The organism is Streptomyces endophyticus (assembly GCF_035798155.1).
Classification (GTDB): domain Bacteria; phylum Actinomycetota; class Actinomycetes; order Streptomycetales; family Streptomycetaceae; genus Streptomyces; species Streptomyces endophyticus.
Window position 1 is genome coordinate 145,521 of the sequence record NZ_JAOZYC010000196.1, and the last position, 16,547, is coordinate 162,067.

The 16,547-nt window shown below is 69.3% G+C and carries 15 protein-coding genes; 5 read left to right on the top strand and 10 right to left on the bottom strand.

All coding sequences use genetic code 11. The annotated features are described in order from the left end of the window. Window positions 1-10: 10 nt before the first annotated feature. Entirely contained in the window at window positions 11-820 is an 810-nt protein-coding gene (locus tag OKJ99_RS39835) for a serine hydrolase domain-containing protein (RefSeq protein ID WP_326023350.1), read from the bottom strand. 30 nt (window positions 821-850) lie between these two features. Beyond that, complete coding sequence (locus OKJ99_RS39840; RefSeq protein WP_326023351.1) at window positions 851-1,318, bottom strand: GNAT family N-acetyltransferase; 468 nt, start codon at window positions 1,316-1,318, stop codon at window positions 851-853. A 95-nt stretch (window positions 1,319-1,413) separates the two neighbouring features. Between OKJ99_RS39840 and OKJ99_RS39845 the strand changes: the two genes are divergently transcribed. Together OKJ99_RS39845 and OKJ99_RS39850 are read left to right on the top strand one after the other, a co-directional pair. After that, the gene (locus tag OKJ99_RS39845) at window positions 1,414-1,887 is read left to right on the top strand and encodes a MerR family transcriptional regulator (RefSeq protein ID WP_326023352.1); all 474 of its coding nucleotides are present in this window, start codon (window positions 1,414-1,416) and stop codon (window positions 1,885-1,887) included. A 5-nt stretch (window positions 1,888-1,892) separates the two neighbouring features. Continuing rightward, entirely contained in the window at window positions 1,893-2,939 is a 1,047-nt protein-coding gene (locus tag OKJ99_RS39850; RefSeq protein WP_326023353.1) for an aldo/keto reductase, read from the top strand. Window positions 2,940-2,982: 43 nt separating this feature from the next. On the opposite strand, the gene OKJ99_RS39855 is transcribed toward OKJ99_RS39850, so the two are convergent. The 7 genes from OKJ99_RS39855 to OKJ99_RS39885 form a co-directional block, all read right to left on the bottom strand. Continuing rightward, window positions 2,983-4,212 carry an acyltransferase family protein gene (locus OKJ99_RS39855; RefSeq protein ID WP_326023354.1) on the bottom strand — a complete coding sequence of 410 codons (1,230 nt, stop codon included), beginning with the start codon at window positions 4,210-4,212 and terminating at the stop codon, window positions 2,983-2,985. Continuing rightward, window positions 4,209-5,339: an alpha/beta hydrolase gene (locus OKJ99_RS39860; protein ID WP_326023355.1), complete on the bottom strand. Its 1,131-nt coding sequence runs from the start codon at window positions 5,337-5,339 to the stop codon at window positions 4,209-4,211. Before OKJ99_RS39860 ends, OKJ99_RS39855 begins: the two co-directional genes overlap by 4 nt. A 152-nt stretch (window positions 5,340-5,491) precedes the next feature. Next, entirely contained in the window at window positions 5,492-6,169 is a 678-nt protein-coding gene (locus OKJ99_RS39865; RefSeq protein ID WP_326023356.1) for a response regulator transcription factor, read from the bottom strand. Between the two features lie 15 nt (window positions 6,170-6,184). Further along, window positions 6,185-7,561 (bottom strand): sensor histidine kinase, encoded by a 1,377-nt coding sequence (locus OKJ99_RS39870; RefSeq protein ID WP_407700855.1) that lies wholly within the window; start codon window positions 7,559-7,561, stop codon window positions 6,185-6,187. Between the two features lie 81 nt (window positions 7,562-7,642). Beyond that, window positions 7,643-8,521 (bottom strand): DUF4429 domain-containing protein, encoded by an 879-nt coding sequence (locus tag OKJ99_RS39875; protein WP_326023357.1) that lies wholly within the window; start codon window positions 8,519-8,521, stop codon window positions 7,643-7,645. Between the two features lie 76 nt (window positions 8,522-8,597). Further along, window positions 8,598-9,809: an alpha/beta hydrolase gene (locus OKJ99_RS39880; RefSeq protein WP_326023359.1), complete on the bottom strand. Its 1,212-nt coding sequence runs from the start codon at window positions 9,807-9,809 to the stop codon at window positions 8,598-8,600. Window positions 9,810-9,925: 116 nt separating this feature from the next. Further along, a complete protein-coding gene (locus tag OKJ99_RS39885) occupies window positions 9,926-10,567 on the bottom strand; it encodes a TetR/AcrR family transcriptional regulator (protein WP_326023360.1) in 642 nt (213 codons plus the stop codon). Window positions 10,568-10,677: 110 nt separating this feature from the next. On the opposite strand from OKJ99_RS39885, the gene OKJ99_RS39890 reads away from it, so the two are divergent. The 3 genes from OKJ99_RS39890 to OKJ99_RS39900 all read left to right on the top strand — a co-directional run bounded on the left by OKJ99_RS39890 (window position 10,678) and on the right by OKJ99_RS39900 (window position 13,308). Then, window positions 10,678-12,288: an MFS transporter gene (locus tag OKJ99_RS39890; protein WP_326023361.1), complete on the top strand. Its 1,611-nt coding sequence runs from the start codon at window positions 10,678-10,680 to the stop codon at window positions 12,286-12,288. Between the two features lie 215 nt (window positions 12,289-12,503). Beyond that, window positions 12,504-12,878: a peptidase inhibitor family I36 protein gene (locus OKJ99_RS39895; RefSeq protein WP_407700856.1), complete on the top strand. Its 375-nt coding sequence runs from the start codon at window positions 12,504-12,506 to the stop codon at window positions 12,876-12,878. A 121-nt stretch (window positions 12,879-12,999) separates the two neighbouring features. Then, window positions 13,000-13,308, top strand: coding sequence for a small hydrophobic protein (locus OKJ99_RS39900; protein ID WP_407700857.1), 309 nt, complete (start codon window positions 13,000-13,002; stop codon window positions 13,306-13,308). A gap of 118 nt (window positions 13,309-13,426) precedes the next feature. Here the strand turns inward: OKJ99_RS39900 and aceE are convergent, their stop codons facing one another. Further along, a complete protein-coding gene (aceE, locus tag OKJ99_RS39905; protein ID WP_326023364.1) occupies window positions 13,427-16,174 on the bottom strand; it encodes a pyruvate dehydrogenase (acetyl-transferring), homodimeric type in 2,748 nt (915 codons plus the stop codon). Window positions 16,175-16,547 lie beyond the last annotated feature (373 nt).

Consider the following 16,547-nt stretch of genomic DNA (forward strand, 5'->3'; position numbering starts at 1 on the left):
CGGGTTCCGGTCAGACCTCCGCGAGCACCGCGTCGGTGAACGGCGGCCACACCTCGGCCGCCCACGGCCCGAACGCCCGATCCGTCAGCGCCACACAGGCCACCCCGGCATCCGGGTCCACCCACAGGAACGTGCCCGACTGCCCGAAATGCCCGAACGTCCGCGGCGACGACGAACTACCCGTCCAGTGCGGCGACTTGTGGTCCCGGATCTCGAAGCCGAGGCCCCAGTCGTTCGGGTTCTGGTGCCCGTACCCCGGAAGCACGCCCTTCGTGCCCGGGTACTGCACGGTCATCGCCTCGGCCACGGTCCGCGGGTCGAGCAGTCGCGGTGCCTGTACCTCGGCGGCGAACCGCACCAGGTCGTCCACCGTCGACACACCGTCCTTGGCGGGCGATCCGTCGAGCGCCGTCGCCGTCATCCCCAGCGGTTCGAGCACGGCCTGGCGCAGATATTCGCCGAACGGGATGTCCGTCGCCTTCGCGATGTGGTCCCCGAGCACCTCGAAGCCCGCGTTCGAGTACAGCCGCCGGGTACCCGGCTCCGACGTGGTCCTGTGCTCGTCGAAGGCGAGTCCGCTGGTGTGCGCCAGCAGATGCCGGACCGTCGCGCCCTCGGGGCCCGCCGGCTCGTCGAGCTCGATCGCCCCTTCCTCGTACGCGACCAGCCCCGCGTAGGCCGCGAGCGGCTTGGTGACCGAGGCCAGCGGGAAACGGTGGGCCGTGGGTCCCCGGGTCCCCAGCACCGTGCCGTCCGCACGGACGACGGCTGCTGCGGCGGTCGGTACCGGCCAGTTCTCGATCAACGCGAGGCTCTGCATGCCTACGAGCCTAATTCCTCGCCGGCGGCGTCAGAGAGTCAGCCTCATCGCGGGTGCGGGAGTGCGAGCGAAGCCGAGGGAGGAGTACAGGGGCTCACCCTCGGAGGAGGCGTGCAGGTCGATGCGGCGCACGGACCGCTCCTTGAACCAGGCCAGCAGCGCATCCATGCAGGCCCGTGAGTAGCCGCGGCGTCGGTACGCGGGATCGGTGCAGACATTGAAGACGTGTCCCGACGTGCCCTCGGGGTTTCCGGGACCGCCCAGGCTGAGGTTGATCGTGCCGGTCGCACAGGCCGCGAGTGTGCCTGGAACATCCGGTGCCTCGACCACGAACACCGCCAACGGGCCGTCCCCGTCGGCCAGATGGGCTCGCAGGGCCCGCGCCGTGTACGGCTGCCACTCCACGTCGTCGCTCGGCCTCATCGCGTCCAGCATGATCTTGCGCAGGCGGACCAGTTCCTCGGCGTCGGCGGGTGCGGCGCGGCGTACGGCAGTCATGGCCCGCACCGTAACCGGGCCGCCTTGGAGGTGTCGTCCCGATTTTCTGTGCCGTGCTTGCTTGGAGTGCACTCCAAGGTTCTAGCGTGGGGGCCATGACGGTGATGGAGACCACGCCCCGGTCCCGCGCGGCGACCCGGAAGCCCGACAACTGCGCCTCGGCGCCACCCTCGTACCCCCGCCCCGAGGGCCAGGACCACTACTCCATCAGCGAGGTCGTCGCCCTGACCGGACTGACCGCCCACACCTTGCGCTGGTACGAGCGGATCGGCCTGATGCCCGATGTCGACCGCTCGCACACTGGGCAGCGCCGCTACAGCAACCGTGATCTGGACTGGCTGGCGCTCGTCGGCAAGCTCCGGCTCACCGGGATGCCGGTGGCCGACATGGTGCGCTACGCCGAGCTCGTGCGCCGCGGTGAGCAGACCTTCGACGAGCGCAGGGAACTGCTCGAAGCGACCCGCCGCGACGTCCTGAACCGGGTGGCGGAGCTTCAGGACACCCTGGCCGTACTGGACTACAAGATCGACTTCTACGCGGGCGCCCGACCGACGCCGGAGAGGGCGTGAAGCGCATGAGCAGCACGGAGCGGACGCCGCAGGCGGGCGAGCAGCGGCGCATTTCCACTGTTGAGTTGGGAAACAACGGGCCCGTGGTGGGCATTCAGGGCCTCGGCTGCATGGGTATGAGCTGGGCCTATGGACCGACGGACGCCGACGAGGCCAGGGCCACCCTGGAGCGGGCCCTTGAACTCGGCGTCACCTTGTACGACACCGCCGACGCCTACGGTGCCGGTGAGAACGAGAAGTTCCTCTCTCCTTTCGTCAGGGCGCATCGGGACGAACTCGTCCTGGCGACCAAGTTCGCCATCGGGTCCGATCCGAGCGCCCCGTACAAGCGCGTCATCCGTAACGACCCCGCGTACATCAGGACCTGCATCGACGCCAGCCTCCAACGCCTGGGCGTCGACTCGGTCGATCTGTACTACATGCACCGCCGCGACCCGAACGTGCCGATCGAGGAGTCGGTCGGCGCGATGGCCGAACTCGTCGCCGCCGGCAAGGTCAAGCACCTCGGCCTGAGCGAGGTCACCGCCGCCGAACTGCGCGCCGCCCACGCCGTCCACCCGATCGCGGCCGTCCAGTCCGAGTGGTCGCTGTTCAGCCGAGACATCGAACGCTCGGTCGTGCCCGCCGCCGCGGAACTCGGCGTCGCACTCGTCCCGTACTCCCCGCTCGGCCGTGGCTTCCTCACCGGCGCCTTCGTCTCCGCCGACAAGGAACTCGCCAGCGACGACTTCCGCCGCCAACAGCCCCGATTCACCGGGGACAACGCCGCCGCCAACGCGGCCCTGTTGGACCCCGTCCGGCAGGTCGCCGATGCCCACAGTGCCTCACCCGGCCAGATCGCCCTGGCCTGGGTGCAGCAGCAGGCGGCGGCCTTTGGGCTCGGTGTCGTTCCGATCCCCGGCACCCGCAAGCGCACGCGCGTCGAGGAGAACACCGGGGCGACCCGCATCGTGCTCACCGACGCGGAGTTGGGGCTCCTCGAACCGATCGCCTCCAAGGTCTCGGGCGACCGGTACGCGGACATGACCTCCACATCGGCGGGCCGCGAATAGCCGGGCCGCCACGGGGCGGTTCGCCCCGAGGGGCCGGTGCTTCTCACGCCAGCCCCAGCGCGAACACCGCGAACCCGGCGGCGAGCAGTCCCGCCAGCGCCCGGCGTCCCCGACTCACCCGCTTCCACGGTGACTCGAAGCCCCGCGCGTAGCGGCCTATCAGGACGAGCAGAGTCGCGAACAGCGGTAGCCACGCGAGACGGATCGCTATCCAGGCGAGCGTGTCCGGTGCCGTCGTGAGGCCCGGTATCGCGCCGGCGAAGGAGCCGGGTATCGCCGCTGCGAGCAGCGCCGTCTGGTGCCAGCACAGGATGGTCATCGCCGACAGGTTGATGACCACGACCGGCGCCCACAGAGCCGGGCGGCGCAGCAGCTTGGCCAGCCGGTCCCGCACCAGGATCGCCGCGCCGCTCTGCGCGGCCGCAAGGGCGAGGACCAACAGCGACGGCGGATGAGAGTTCGTCCGCGCCTCGCCCGGTACCCCGACCATCGACGCCGGGTAGTGGAAGAGCAGCAACAAGGCCGCGAACAGAGCCGTGCCACCGACGAGCAGTGCCCAGGCCCCCCGCTTTCCGAGCCTCTTCTCGCCCCAGCAGACGCCGAGTTGATAGGCGAACATCCAGCCCGGAAGCAGATTGAGCAGGCTCAGCCACGACGGCATGGCGGACGAGAAGGGGCCGTACCGGAGGAAGTCGACGACGGCGACCGATCCGATCAGTGGGACAGCGGACCAGGCACCGAGCCTGCGCGCCGCCTTGATGCACCACGGGGTGAGCGCGGTGATCACGGTGTAGATGCCGACGAACCACAGGGGTTGTATCACCAGGGTGGAAGCCGTGCGCAACGTCGCCATCGGCACCCCGAGTGCGTACAGCAAGGGGGCCATCGCGGCCCACACCGCGGTCACGCCCAGCACGGGCCGGCCCAGACGGGCGAGCCTGCCGCGCAGCCAGCCGGCCGTCGACGTGCCACGCTCCCGTGCCCGCCGGAACGAGAGGACCGACGCGTATCCGCCGACGAGGAAGAAGACCCCGAGCATCTGCAACACCCAGCTGAGGGGCGCGAAGAAGCCGAAGCTGCTCAGCGGGCTCGCATTGTGCAGGGCGCCCTGCGGGTCCAGCGTGAAGCCGGCGAGCAGCCAGTGACCGGTGGGCACGGCGAGCAGGGCCAAGGCCCGCAGTCCGTCCACTGCCCGATCCCGGTGGGCGGGGGTCTTCGCGTCGATCGAGGCGACGGCCGAGGACATGGAAGCGCGGAGAGAAGTGGCGGTCATGACGCAGCTCCGGTGGCGATGTCGGCGAAGGCGCGCAGCGAGTCCGTGCCCGGCGCGAAGTAGCCCGTATGTCCCTGTGCTCGTTCGGCAGGCACCCGCCGGGCTCCGAAGGACGCGTCGGTCGGGTCGGTCCCGTGCCCAAGACCGAACAGCTCGACGTTCGGCACCTTGGCGATCCAGTCGCTGTCGTCCCGAGCCGCCCACACCCTGGCGCGGGTGTGCAGTTCGGCCACCGTGTCGGCACGCAGTCCGGGCGAACCGAGGGCCACAAGGTCCGCCGCGGGAAGCCGGGACGCGGCGATCCCGCACACCACCGACCCGTAGCTGTGGCAGAAGACGGTCGGCTTCGGGGCACCCGCCGCGGTGAGGCCCTGCGCGAAGCGGGCCAGCCTGGGGGCTCCCGCCTCGGCGAGTCTGCCTGTGGCCGCATCCGGGCCCAGACCCACCGGAGTGGTGTATCCGGCCCACGCCACCACGGCCGTCCGCCCGCCCGTCGCCCGGTGCAGCGAGCGTGCCATCCCGGCCGGGGTCCCGTACACATCCGTGGCCCGGTCGAACGTGCCCAGGTCGATGTCGGAACCCGGCACGATCACGGAGACATGCCGAGCCGTCTCCAGGTCCCCGTAGACCTCGGCGACTTGGCCACGCCCACGGGGATCGAAGGCGAGTATCCGGCGGTCCTGCGCGAGCAGTTGGGAGCAGCGGTCGGTGAGTGCACGCGCCGAGGTCCGCTGTCGCTCGGTAAGCGTTGGGTTCTCGGCGTCGGCGCGCGCCCGGGCCTGCTCGGCCCTGAGCGACAGCGCGTTCGCCTCGTATCGCAGAGCGATCGGGGCTCCGTCCAGATTGCCGACGACCGACGGGTGTCGCACGGCCAGATCGCGCTGCTCCGCTCCGCTCAACCCGCGGAAGAAGGACGCGACGCGCGAGGGCTCTGCCGTCGCGGGGTCAGGCAGTCCGCGGCCCAGCGAATCGTCCGCGCGCCATGAGGCAGTGCCCGGGGGAGGGCCGGTGAACGGGTGCTGTTCCTGGCCCGATGCCCAACCCGCCGTGCCGGACACGGCGATTGCCGTGAGTGCGGCGGCTGCCACGGCACGACGGCCGCGTTGTTTCCAAGAGCTCAGACCCATTGCCCGTCTCCCCTTCGTCCAGTGGTGTGACGAGGGGAAGGTAGAAGGACGGACGCGGTCGGGACGTCACACTGCGGAGCCAACTGGCCTTTGATACCTGGGTACTCGGTCTAATACCGCAGTAGGGGGTCGGACGCCTCGGGAGCGGCGGGTCACCGGCCGCCGGGTGCGACAAGACCCGATTCATACGCGAAGATCACGGCCTGCGCCCGGTCGCGCAGGTCCAGCTTCGCCAGCACACGGCCGATATGGGTCTTCACCGTCTGCTCGGCCAGCACCAACTTCTGTGCGATCTCCTGGTTGGACAGCCCACGCGCGATCAGCTCGAGGACCTCGGCCTCACGCGGTGTCAGGCTCTTCAGCAGCGGAGAGTGGCTCTTGCGGTGCGCGGGGCGGGTCTTGGCGAAGTCCTCGATGAGACGCTTGGTGACCGTCGGAGCGAGCAGTGCCTCACCGGCCGCGATCACGCGCACCGCGGCGATCAGATCGGCCGGCGGCGCGTCCTTGAGCAGAAACCCCGACGCGCCCGCCCGCAGCGCGGCGTACACATAGTCGTCGACGTCGAACGTGGTGAGCATCAGCACCTTCGGCCGGTGCACCACGCCCGGCGGCGGGGCCAGCAGTTCCTGAGCCGCGGCCAGCCCGTCCATCTCGGGCATCCGCACATCCATGAGGACGACATCGGGATGCGTGGAGCGGCTCACCTGCACGCCCTCCCTGCCGTCCGGGGCCTCGCCCACGACGTCGATATCGCTCTGCGCGTTCAGCAGCGCGGCGAAACCCGCCCGCACCATGCTCTGGTCGTCGACGATGATCACGCGGATGGTCATGCGTGCCGAATTCCTTTATGCCGTCGGGGAGTCGGGCACGGTCAACGGGAGCCGGGCCGCGACACGGAAACCTCCGTCGGGCAGCGGGCCCACGTCCAGCGTGCCGCCGACCAACCGTACGCGCTCGTTCATCCCTATCAGCCCGTGTCCGGTACCGGCGGCCGATTCGACGGGGGAGACCGGCTCGGCGGCCGGCCCGTTGACCACGACCACCAGCAGGGCGTCGCCGTCGAGGCCGATGGAGACCTGAGTCGGTGCACCCGGAGCGTGCCGCACCACGTTCGACAAGGCCTCCTGCACGATGCGGTACGCGGAGAGGTCCACCGCCGGGGGCACCTGGGCCAGTTCCCCGACGAGAGCCAGCTCCGGATAGGACAGGTCGGCCGGCACCCCGCCTCGCACGGTCGCCTCGACCAGCTGGGGCAGGTGCGCGAGGCCGGGCTGCGGAACCAGGTCGCCCTGTGCCTCCTCGCTGCGCAGGACCGCGAGGAGACGGCGCATCTCGGTCAGCGACGCGCGCGCACCCGTGGCGATCGACTCGAACTCCTCGCGCGCCTCGCCGGGCAGGCCGTGCAGCCGGTACGGAGCGGAGTCCGCCTGCACGGTGATCACCGACATGTGGTGGGCGACGACGTCGTGCAGCTCGCGCGCGATCCTGGCCCGCTCCTCGAGCAGTGTTCTGCGGGTCCGCTCGGCCTCGCTGATCGTCTCCTGCGCCACGAGCTTGCGTCTGGTCTCGCCGCGCTCCCGCAGCAGAGCACCCAGGAGCAGCACTCCGCCGCTCAGGACGATGAGGAGCACCCCCGTGTCCTGGCTGGTGCTGTCGCGGAAGATGCCGACCGTGATGCTGGCGGCGACGGTGACCAGCCAGATCTTGACGAGGGTGCGACGGCTCTCTCGCAGAGCCAGGGCGATGCACAGCACGAGGTACGCGACGATCACCATGGCCGTCCACGGCGACGGGCGGTGCGCGTCCCCCTGGAAGATGGGAATCGTGCCCAGCACGGCCGCGGTGATCATGATGTACCAGGCGGCCAGCGGCCGGCTCACCGCGAGGATCAGGGGAGCGGACTGCGCCACACCGATCGCGGCGGCGAGGCCGCCCCCGACCCCGTAGTCGTTCGACAGGACCTGGGTCGTGACCGGAATCAGCGACGCGGTGAAGCCCAGCGCGATCAGATAGGGCAGCAGGCGCATCCAACGGCGGGGCGCGTGCGCCAGCAGGGGTTCCGACCGGTCGTCGCCCACCGCCGCGGTCAGCGTCGCCCCGGCCCGGGTCAGCCGGTCGCCCATCCGACGCACTGCTCCGGTCATACGCCGAGGGCCCGCCCGGCCGGAACCGTCGTCCGGCGGGCGGGGCGCTTTCTCGGGGGATGGCGGTGCGGTGCTCATGGCCAGATCAGCGTAGACACCCGCGCCCGATCGTGCCGTCATACCGGAGTGCTCAACCGCACCCCCTACCCGGGTATGAGGTCACAGCTGGGCGAGCAGCTCGGCCTTCTTCGATGTGAACTCCGCATCGGTCACCAGACCCGCCTGATGCAGCTCTCCCAGGTGCCGGATGCGGTCGGCGATGTCCGCGGGATCACGTCTTCCGGGACCCGCCGACTCGGTACACAACGTCCCGCCCTGCGGCGGCGCCGGGCCGGACGCGCGCACGGCCGCCAGCACCGAGGCGGCGAACGGCAGCGACTCGTGCACCGGGCCGTAGCCAAGACCGAAGACGACCGCGGCCGGATCCTGGTCGGCCTGACCGGGCTGCTCCCCGGAGACGTCCCGGGGCAACAGGCGCAGGTGGCCCTCGAAGAGTTCGGGGGAGCGCCACTCGACGCCGCTCAGGTCCGAGATCGGGAACGTCTTGTCCCCGGCCTTCCACTTCGCGGAGGACGCTCCGGTCCAGAACCAGCGGAAGGCCACCGAGTCCCCGTCGAAGGTGGCTTTCCCGTCGTAGGCCTTGAACTGGCGTGGCGCCTCGGGAGGAGCCACCAGATAGCTCTCCGGGCGCATGTCCTCGTGGTCGGAGAGCTTCGCCCGCAGCTCGTCCGCGTAGTACTCGGCGAGCGTCTCCCGCTCGGCGGGCAGCACGAGGCGGTACGGGTCGCTGCCCTCCTTGAGCTGGCCCGCGGCAGCGTCCATCAGAGGGTCCGCGCCCGGCCGCGGCACCGCGTGCAGCACGACGGTCCCCCGTTTCCCAGGCGTGAGGGTCACCGCCGCGACCGCTTCCAGAGGGATGCGACGTTCGCCCAGCGCCTGAAGGAGCTTCGGCGTGCGGATCCCCCGTTCGAAGCGGATGAGCACGGAGTCGGACTCGAACTCCCAGGCGGCATGAAATCCGGCCAGTACGTCACCCATGTGGCTCATCGTAGGCGGAGCACGCGTCCCCGTCGCCTATCGCGGCAGACCGCGGTTTCAGCACTTTCTACGCGCGTCAGGCGGAGACGTTCCCGGAAAATCCGTCCAGACAGCCCTGACCTCCGCCTGCACAGTGCACCGTCTTGTACGCGCCGGTGCCGATGTCGGCGAAGTTGGCGAGGCTCTCGGTGCCCGGCACGAAGTAGCCGGTGTGGCCCTTTGAGTCGCCTGCCGCCAGGACGCGCGCGCCGAACGCGGACGAGACGGGGTCGGCCCCGTGACCGAGACCGCCCACCTCCATGTAGGGAATGTCCTGGATCCAGTCGTCCCTGTCGCGGGTGGCCCACACGCGCGCGTGCGTGTCCAGGCCCGCTGCGCTCTGTGCGCGCATGCCGGGACTGCCCGCCACCGCGATGTCGCTGACCCGCCCCGGCATGTGGTGCGCCGCGACGCCGCACACCACCGAGCCGTAGCTGTGGCAGTACAGGGCGACGGAGGACCGGCCGGGCAGACCGCGAAGCATGGCGTTGAGCCGCTTCGCTCCGTCCTCGGCGCGCATCGCCGTGGCGGCGTCCACCCCCAGGCCGGCCGGCGCGGTGTAGTCGGCCCACGCGACGACCGCGGTACGCGTGTGCGGACTGGCGCCGCGCTCGGCGCCGTACAGGGAGCGCGCCATGCCCACGGGCGCCGAGTACTGCCGGGACGTGCGCTCGAAGGTGAGCACGTTCGTGTCGACACCTGGCACCACGACGGACACCCGCTGGGCCTTGTCGAGGTCACCGAAGACCTCGGCGACCCGGCCGGCGCCCAGGGGGTCGAAGGAGAGGATCTCGCGATCCGGCTTCGCCAGGGACGCGAACCTGTTCATGCGCTTCTTCGCGTCGGCGTGACCGACGGACGACAACCGGTTGTCGTACATGCGTCTGTGCTCGACCTGGCGGGCCTGGTCGAGAGCTACGCGGTTGGCGCGATAACGCAGCTCTACGGGGGCACCGTTCATGTTGCCGACCGCGAGCGGATACCGGGCGGCGAGCTCGCCGCGCTGGTGCGCGCTCAGCGAGTCGAAGAAATGCGCGAGGCGGGTGGGGGAGCCGTCGTGCGCGGGCAGGGCATGTCCGTTTATCCGACCGTGCTCCCAAGCGGTGAGCGCGGTCTGGATCGGCGATGTGACGCCTCGCTGATGACGCACCGCGGTCCAGCCGGTGGTGGCCAGCATGACGAACACGACGACCAGCGCAAGCAGTGCGCGCCAGACGTTGAGTTGGGGAGAGGTATCGAAGGAAGTCACTGCGGGACACCCTAGGAGAAGCGCGCGCGGCACCGTGAATGAGGTGAGGCGGATCACGTTTCCCGTGGTGTATTTGGGTAAAAGCGGACATGGGTGTGTTGCCGCCTCACGCTGCGTCATCCCTGGTCGCGGCGCCATTGCCCGGCCAATGAAGGCCTCAGGTGATCGAGATACGACTCCGTGAGCGCGCGGATCGAGTCGATGCTCGCGTCCCCTCCCGCACCCCATAGGCGGCCGGTCATCCGCATGACGCCACCGAATGCGGCCACGGCCACGCGCGGGCGCGGGTCGCTGTCCACGTCGAGTCCTTCGCGCTCGGCGACCACGCGCGCGAGTTCCTCTTCCAGCTCGATGGAGCGGCGCAAGTGAACGGCGAGCAGGGAGGGGGTGGACTCGATCATTTGATAGGTGCGCATGTGGAGTTCGAGTGGGACGAGCTCCTCCACGACGCGGCTCATCGCGTCCCAGGTGCCGAGCACGGTCCGCCGCAGCGCCTCGAACGGGTTCTCCTCCGGGGGGCGTTCGCGCAGCGCGGCGACGAAGCGGGACTCCACCGTCTGCTGGACCGCGAGCGCGACCTCCTCCTTGTTCGCGAAATACCGGAAGAAGGTGCGCTGGGACACCTCGCAGACCTCGGCGATCTCGTCGACCGTCGTCCGGTCGAACCCCTGGGTCGTGAAGAGCTCAAGTGCCGTGCGCAGTAGGGAGTTTCGAGTGCGCTCCTTCTTGAGTTCACGCAGGTTGATTCGATCCGTCATGGTCCTCTTTCTTACTGTTTGACCCGCTCACCCTAGTGTGAGCGACGTGACAGTTACTGACTTGTTAAATGGTTCGTCAACTGTCAGTGGCTGTCATTAGCCTCGAACACATGACTAGTCAGACCACTGTCGACAAGGCGGATCGGGTTCCGGAGCCCGAGCACGTCCCGACACCGGCCAAGGGGCTGCGCGGTCACCCCTGGTTGACACTCTTCTCCGTCGCGATCGGCGTCATGATGGTCGCCCTCGACGGCACCATCGTCGCCATCGCCAACCCGACTATTAAGAAGGACCTCGGCGCGACCTTCGCCGACGTTCAGTGGATCACCAACGGCTACTTCCTCGCCCTCGCGGTCACGCTGATCACCGCGGGCAAGCTCGGTGACCGGTTCGGTCACCGGCAGACCTTCCTCATCGGCGTCGTCGGCTTCGCCGCCGCGTCGGGGGCCATCGGCCTGTCCGACAGCATCGCCCTCGTCATCACCTTCCGCGTGCTCCAGGGCCTGTTCGGGGCGCTGCTCATGCCTGCCGCGCTCGGCCTGCTGCGCGCCACGTTCCCCGCCGAAAAGCTGAACATGGCGATCGGTATCTGGGGCATGGTCATCGGCGCCTCCACCGCCGGCGGCCCGATCGTCGGCGGGCTGCTCGTCGAGCACGTCAGCTGGCAGTCGGTCTTCTTCATCAACGTCCCCATCGGCGTTCTCGCCCTTGCCCTGGGGCTTTTCATCCTCCTGGACCACCGTGTCGAGAACGCGCCGCGGTCCTTCGACGTCCCTGGCATCCTGCTGCTGTCCGGCGCGATGTTCTGCCTGGTCTGGGCGCTCATCAAGGCGCCGACATGGGGCTGGGGCGACGGCATGACCTGGACGTTCATCGCCGCTTCTGTGCTGTGTTTCGTGGTGTTCGCGTTCTGGGAGACCCGCGTCGCCGAACCGCTCATCCCGCTCGCCCTGTTCCGTTCCGTGCCGCTGTCGGCCGGTGTGGTCCTGATGGTGCTGATGGCCATCGCGTTCATGGGCGGACTGTTCTTCGTCACGTTCTACCTCCAGAACGTGCACGGCATGAGCCCCGTCGAGAGCGGCATGCACCTGCTGCCGCTGACCGGCATGATGATCGTCGGCTCGCCGCTGGCAGGGGCGATGATCACGAAGTTCGGGCCTCGCGTCCCGCTCGCCGGCGGCATGACGCTCACCGCCGTCGCCATGTACGGGATGTCCACGCTGGAAGCGGGAACGGGCAGCGGGATCATGTCCCTCTGGTTCGCCCTGCTGGGTCTCGGCCTCGCGCCCGTGATGGTCGGAGCCACGGAAGTCATCGTGGGCAATGCCCCGTTGGAGCTCTCCGGCGTGGCCGGCGGACTCCAGCAGGCCGCGATGCAGATCGGCGGCAGTCTCGGCACCGCCGTGCTCGGTGCCGTCATGGCGTCCAAGGTGGACAGCGATCTCGCCGGGAACTGGACGGGCGCCGGGCTCCCTCCGCTCACGCACGACCAGCTGGGCCAGGCGTCGGAGGCGGTCCAGGTCGGTGTCGCGCCGGTGCCCCCGGGTGCCCCGCCGGCGCTTGCCGAGAAGATCACGGGCGTCGCGCAGGACACCTTCATCTCGGGCATGAGCATGGCCTGCCTGGTCGCCGCGGGTGTCGCCGTCGTCGCCATCTTCGTCGCGCTGCTGACCAAGCGCGGGGAGAACGCGGAGGCGGGTGCGGGCACGGCGCACATCTGACGGCTCGACCGCCGGCCGGGATGGCGTGAAACCGCCCTTGAGTCGCGCGAAACCGCTCGTGCGAGGGAAGCCCCCGGGAACTTTCCGGGGGCTTTCGCTTATCAGGGTGACGTCCCTCGGCAGCCCTTCCCGGAACCAGATCTTCCGGGCCAGAGTGTCTGGCAGGCGATCAGTCGCGAACGCAACTGGTCGACACGACACGGGGGTTGATGCACATGCGTACGTTCATGACCACGGCTGCCGCCGCGACCGCGCTCGCCGCGGTGGCGCTCACTCCAGGCCTCGCCACCGCGGCGGCGCCACCGACTCTGAGCGACTGCGCGGCGGGGGAGCTGTGCCTCTGGGGCAAGAGCGGGTTCAAGGGGTCCCGGCACGCCTATGAACTGGCCGATATCGACATCGAGAGCTGTGTCGCGCTGCCGGAGGGGAGCAGCGCGGCGTCCCTCGCCAACCGCACCGGCCGTCCCGTCACCACCTATCAATCCGCGGTGTGCGCGGAGACCGGCGAGTTCCAGACGTACCCAGGCAGCGGGACGTGGGAGCCCGAATCCCCGTACCGGGCCCGGGCGTTCAAGGTCTGGGAGCAATAGGGGCCCGGCGGGGACAGGGGCGTACCGCGCGATAGACCGCGGAAAGCGGGGGTACCCGAAGCATTGCCCGAGTCCGGAACACCGGAAGGACCGGAAAGCCGGAAGAACTCAGGGAGTGATGATGGCGGGCTTCGGACACACCACGCGCAAGCACCCCCGCTCACGTGGCCGCACACGGTCACGGACCGGGCCGGACCGCGCGTCGCTCGGAATCATCGGCCTCATCTGCGCGATCGCCGGACTCTTCACCCTGGGGATCGTGCTCGGACCGGTCGCCGTCGTCTGCGGTTGGCTGGCCATGGGCCGACGCTGGACCGGCACACAGTCGGTACCGGCACTCGTCGCGGTCGTGCTCGGCGCGCTCGAGACTCTCCTCGCGATGGTCTGGCTGGCCTCGGCGGCCGGGCCGCTCGCGGGAGGAGCGTTCTGAGCGTAAGCCTGGACATGCCCGTAACCCTGGACATGCCCGTGACCCTGGACATGCCGGAGGGCGGCGATGCCCAAGCTCTCGCCGCCCTCCGCCAGGGCATCGGTCAGTCAGGCATCGGTCAGGCGTCGCCCCCGGCCGCGCCGGGATCGGCGGCCGAGACGTCGAGCAGCTGGTAGCGGTCGATCGCCTGCTTGAGGACCGAGCGGTCGACCTTGCCCTCCCGCGCCAGCTCCGTGAGCACCCCGACCACAACCGATTGGGCATCGATGTGGAAGAAGCGACGCGCGGCGCCCCGAGTGTCCGCGAAACCGAAACCGTCCGCACCCAGCGACTGGTACGTGCCGGGCACCCAGCGCGCGATCTGGTCGGGAACGGAGCGCATCCAGTCGGAGACCGCGACGAACGGCCCTTGCGCGCCGGACAGCTTCTGCGTGACGTAGGGCGTGCGCTGCTCCTCTTCCGGGTGCAGCAGGTTGTGGCGCTCCACTTCCACCGCCTCGCGGCGCAGTTCGTTCCACGACGTCGCGGACCAGACGTCGGCCCGCACGTTCCAGTCCTGGGCGAGGATCTGCTGCGCCTCCAACGCCCACGGGACGCCGACGCCCGACGCCATGATCTGGGCCGGGATCGAGCCCGAAGTCCCGGTGCTGATGCGGTGGATGCCCTTGAGAATGCCCTCGACGTCGACATCGGCCGGCTCGGCGGGGTGCTGGATCGGCTCGTTGTAGACGGTGAGGTAGTAGAAGACGTCCTCGCCCGCCTTGCCGTCGGCGGTCGGGCCGTACATCCGGCGCAGACCCTCCTTGACGATGTACGCGATCTCGTAGGCGTACGCCGGGTCGTAGGCGACGCAAGCGGGGTTGGTCGAGGCGAGCAGCTGCGAGTGTCCGTCCGCGTGCTGGAGACCCTCACCGGTCAGCGTCGTGCGGCCGGCGGTCGCACCGAGGACGAAGCCGCGCGCCAGCTGATCGCCCATCTGCCAGAACTGGTCGCCGGTGCGCTGGAAACCGAACATGGAGTAGAAGACATAGACCGGGATCAACGGCTCGCCATGGGTGGCGTAGGCGGAGCCTGCGGCGATCAGGGACGCCGTGCAGCCCGCTTCCGAGATGCCGTCGTGCAGCATCTGGCCGGTGGGCGACTCCTTGTAGGCGAGCAGCAGGTCACGGTCGACGGACTCGTACTGCTGGCCGAGCGGGTTGTAGATCTTCGCGCTCGGGAAGAAGGAGTCCATGCCGAAGGTGCGGTACTCGTCGGGAGCGATCAGCACGAAGCGCTTGCCGATCTCCTTGTCCCGCATCAGGTCCTTGAGCAGCCGGACGAAGGCCATCGTCGTGGCGATCGACTGCTGCCCGGAGCCCTTCTTGACGCCCGCGTAGGCCTTGTCGTCCGGGAGCTGGAGGGGCTTCGCGCGCACGACACGGGTCGGGACGTACCCGTCCAGCGCCTTGCGGCGGTCGTGCATGTACTGGATCTCCTCGGAGTCCCGGCCGGGGTGGTAGTACGGCGGGGCGCCGCTCTCCAACTGCGCGTCGGTGATCGGGATGTGCAGCCGGTCGCGGAAGCCCTTGAGGTCGTCGACCGTCAGCTTCTTCATCTGGTGCGTGGCGTTGCGGCCCTCGAAGTTCGGGCCGAGGGTCCAGCCCTTGACCGTCTGCGCCAGGATGACCGTCGGCTGCCCCTTGTGCTCCCTGGCGGCCGTGAACGCGGCGAAGATCTTCTTGTGGTCGTGACCGCCGCGACCCAGGTGCTGGATCTCCTTGTCGGTCATGTTCTCGACCATCGTGCGCAGGCGGTGGTCGTCGCCGAAGAAGTGCTCGCGGATGTAGTCGCCGGTCTCCGTGGCGTACGTCTGGAACTGGCCGTCGGGCGTCGTATTCAGCCTGTTGACCAGGACGCCGTCCCGGTCCTGCGCGAGCAGCGGGTCCCAACTGCGGTCCCAGACCAGCTTGATGACGTTCCAGCCGGCGCCGCGGAACTGGGACTCGAGCTCCTGGACGATCTTGCCGTTGCCGCGCACGGGGCCGTCGAGGCGCTGCAGGTTGCAGTTGACGACGAAGGTGAGGTTGTCGAGGCCCTCACGGGCGGCGATGGAGAGCTGGCCGAGGGACTCGGGCTCGTCCATCTCGCCGTCGCCGAGGAAGGCCCACACCTGCGACTTGGAGGTGTCGGCGATGCCGCGCGCCTCCATGTAGCGGTTCATCCGGGCCTGGAAGATCGCGCCGAGCGGGCCGAGGCCCATGGAGACGGTGGGGAACTCCCAGAAGTCCGGCATGAGGCGCGGGTGCGGGTACGAGGACAGCCCGTTGGGCGCCTTCGACTTCTCCTGGCGGAAGCCGTCGAGCTGCTCCTCGCTGAGCCGGTCGAGCAGATAGGCGCGGGCGTAGATGCCCGGAGAGGCGTGGCCCTGGAAGAAGACCTGGTCGCCGCCGTCGCCCTCGTCCTTGCCGCGGAAGAAGTGGTTGAAGCCCACGTCGTACAGGGACGCGGAGGAGGCGAACGTGGCGATGTGGCCGCCGACGCCGATGCCGGGCCGCTGCGCGCGGGACACCATCACCGCCGCGTTCCACCGCGTCGCGTTGAGGACCTTGCGCTCGATGTCCTCGTTGCCGGGGAAGAACGGCTCGTCCTTGGTGGCGATGGTGTTGATGTAGTCCGTGCTGCGCATCTCGGGCACGGCCACGCGCTTCTCGCGGGCCCGCTCGATCAGCCGGAGCATCAGGTACCGGGCCCGCTCGCGGCCGCGCTCGTCGATTGCGGCGTCAAGAGAGTCGAGCCACTCCTGGGTCTCCTCGGGATCGAAGTCCGGGACCTGGCTGGGAAGACCGCCAATGATGATCTGGTTGCGATCGGATCCGGAAACCACGCTGTTCCTTCACTGTCGGTGATGCCACTGTTCCACTGTCGGGTGCGCCGTTGTCCATCGTGTACCTCGAATTCGGAATCGTCATCTCTACCGAGAGGTAATTCGAGGTCCGGTCCGCATCCCACCAGCCGTCGCACCCAAACCGTCACGATACGCGGATTTCGCTCAGGGCTTCCGTGGGGGTGGCGGGCCCCGGTCGCGCTCGGTGCTCGGGCAGTGACGGGCAAAGCTGACAGATCGCTGTGGCATACATCACTGGCCTGCGGGGATCCTTGACAGGAGTTGCGGTGACACAGCCTGGAAAGTCACCGTTTCGGCGGTCTTGACGGCCGGGTACTTGCGCGATCCGCCGCGCACGTGTGGACTACGGCCA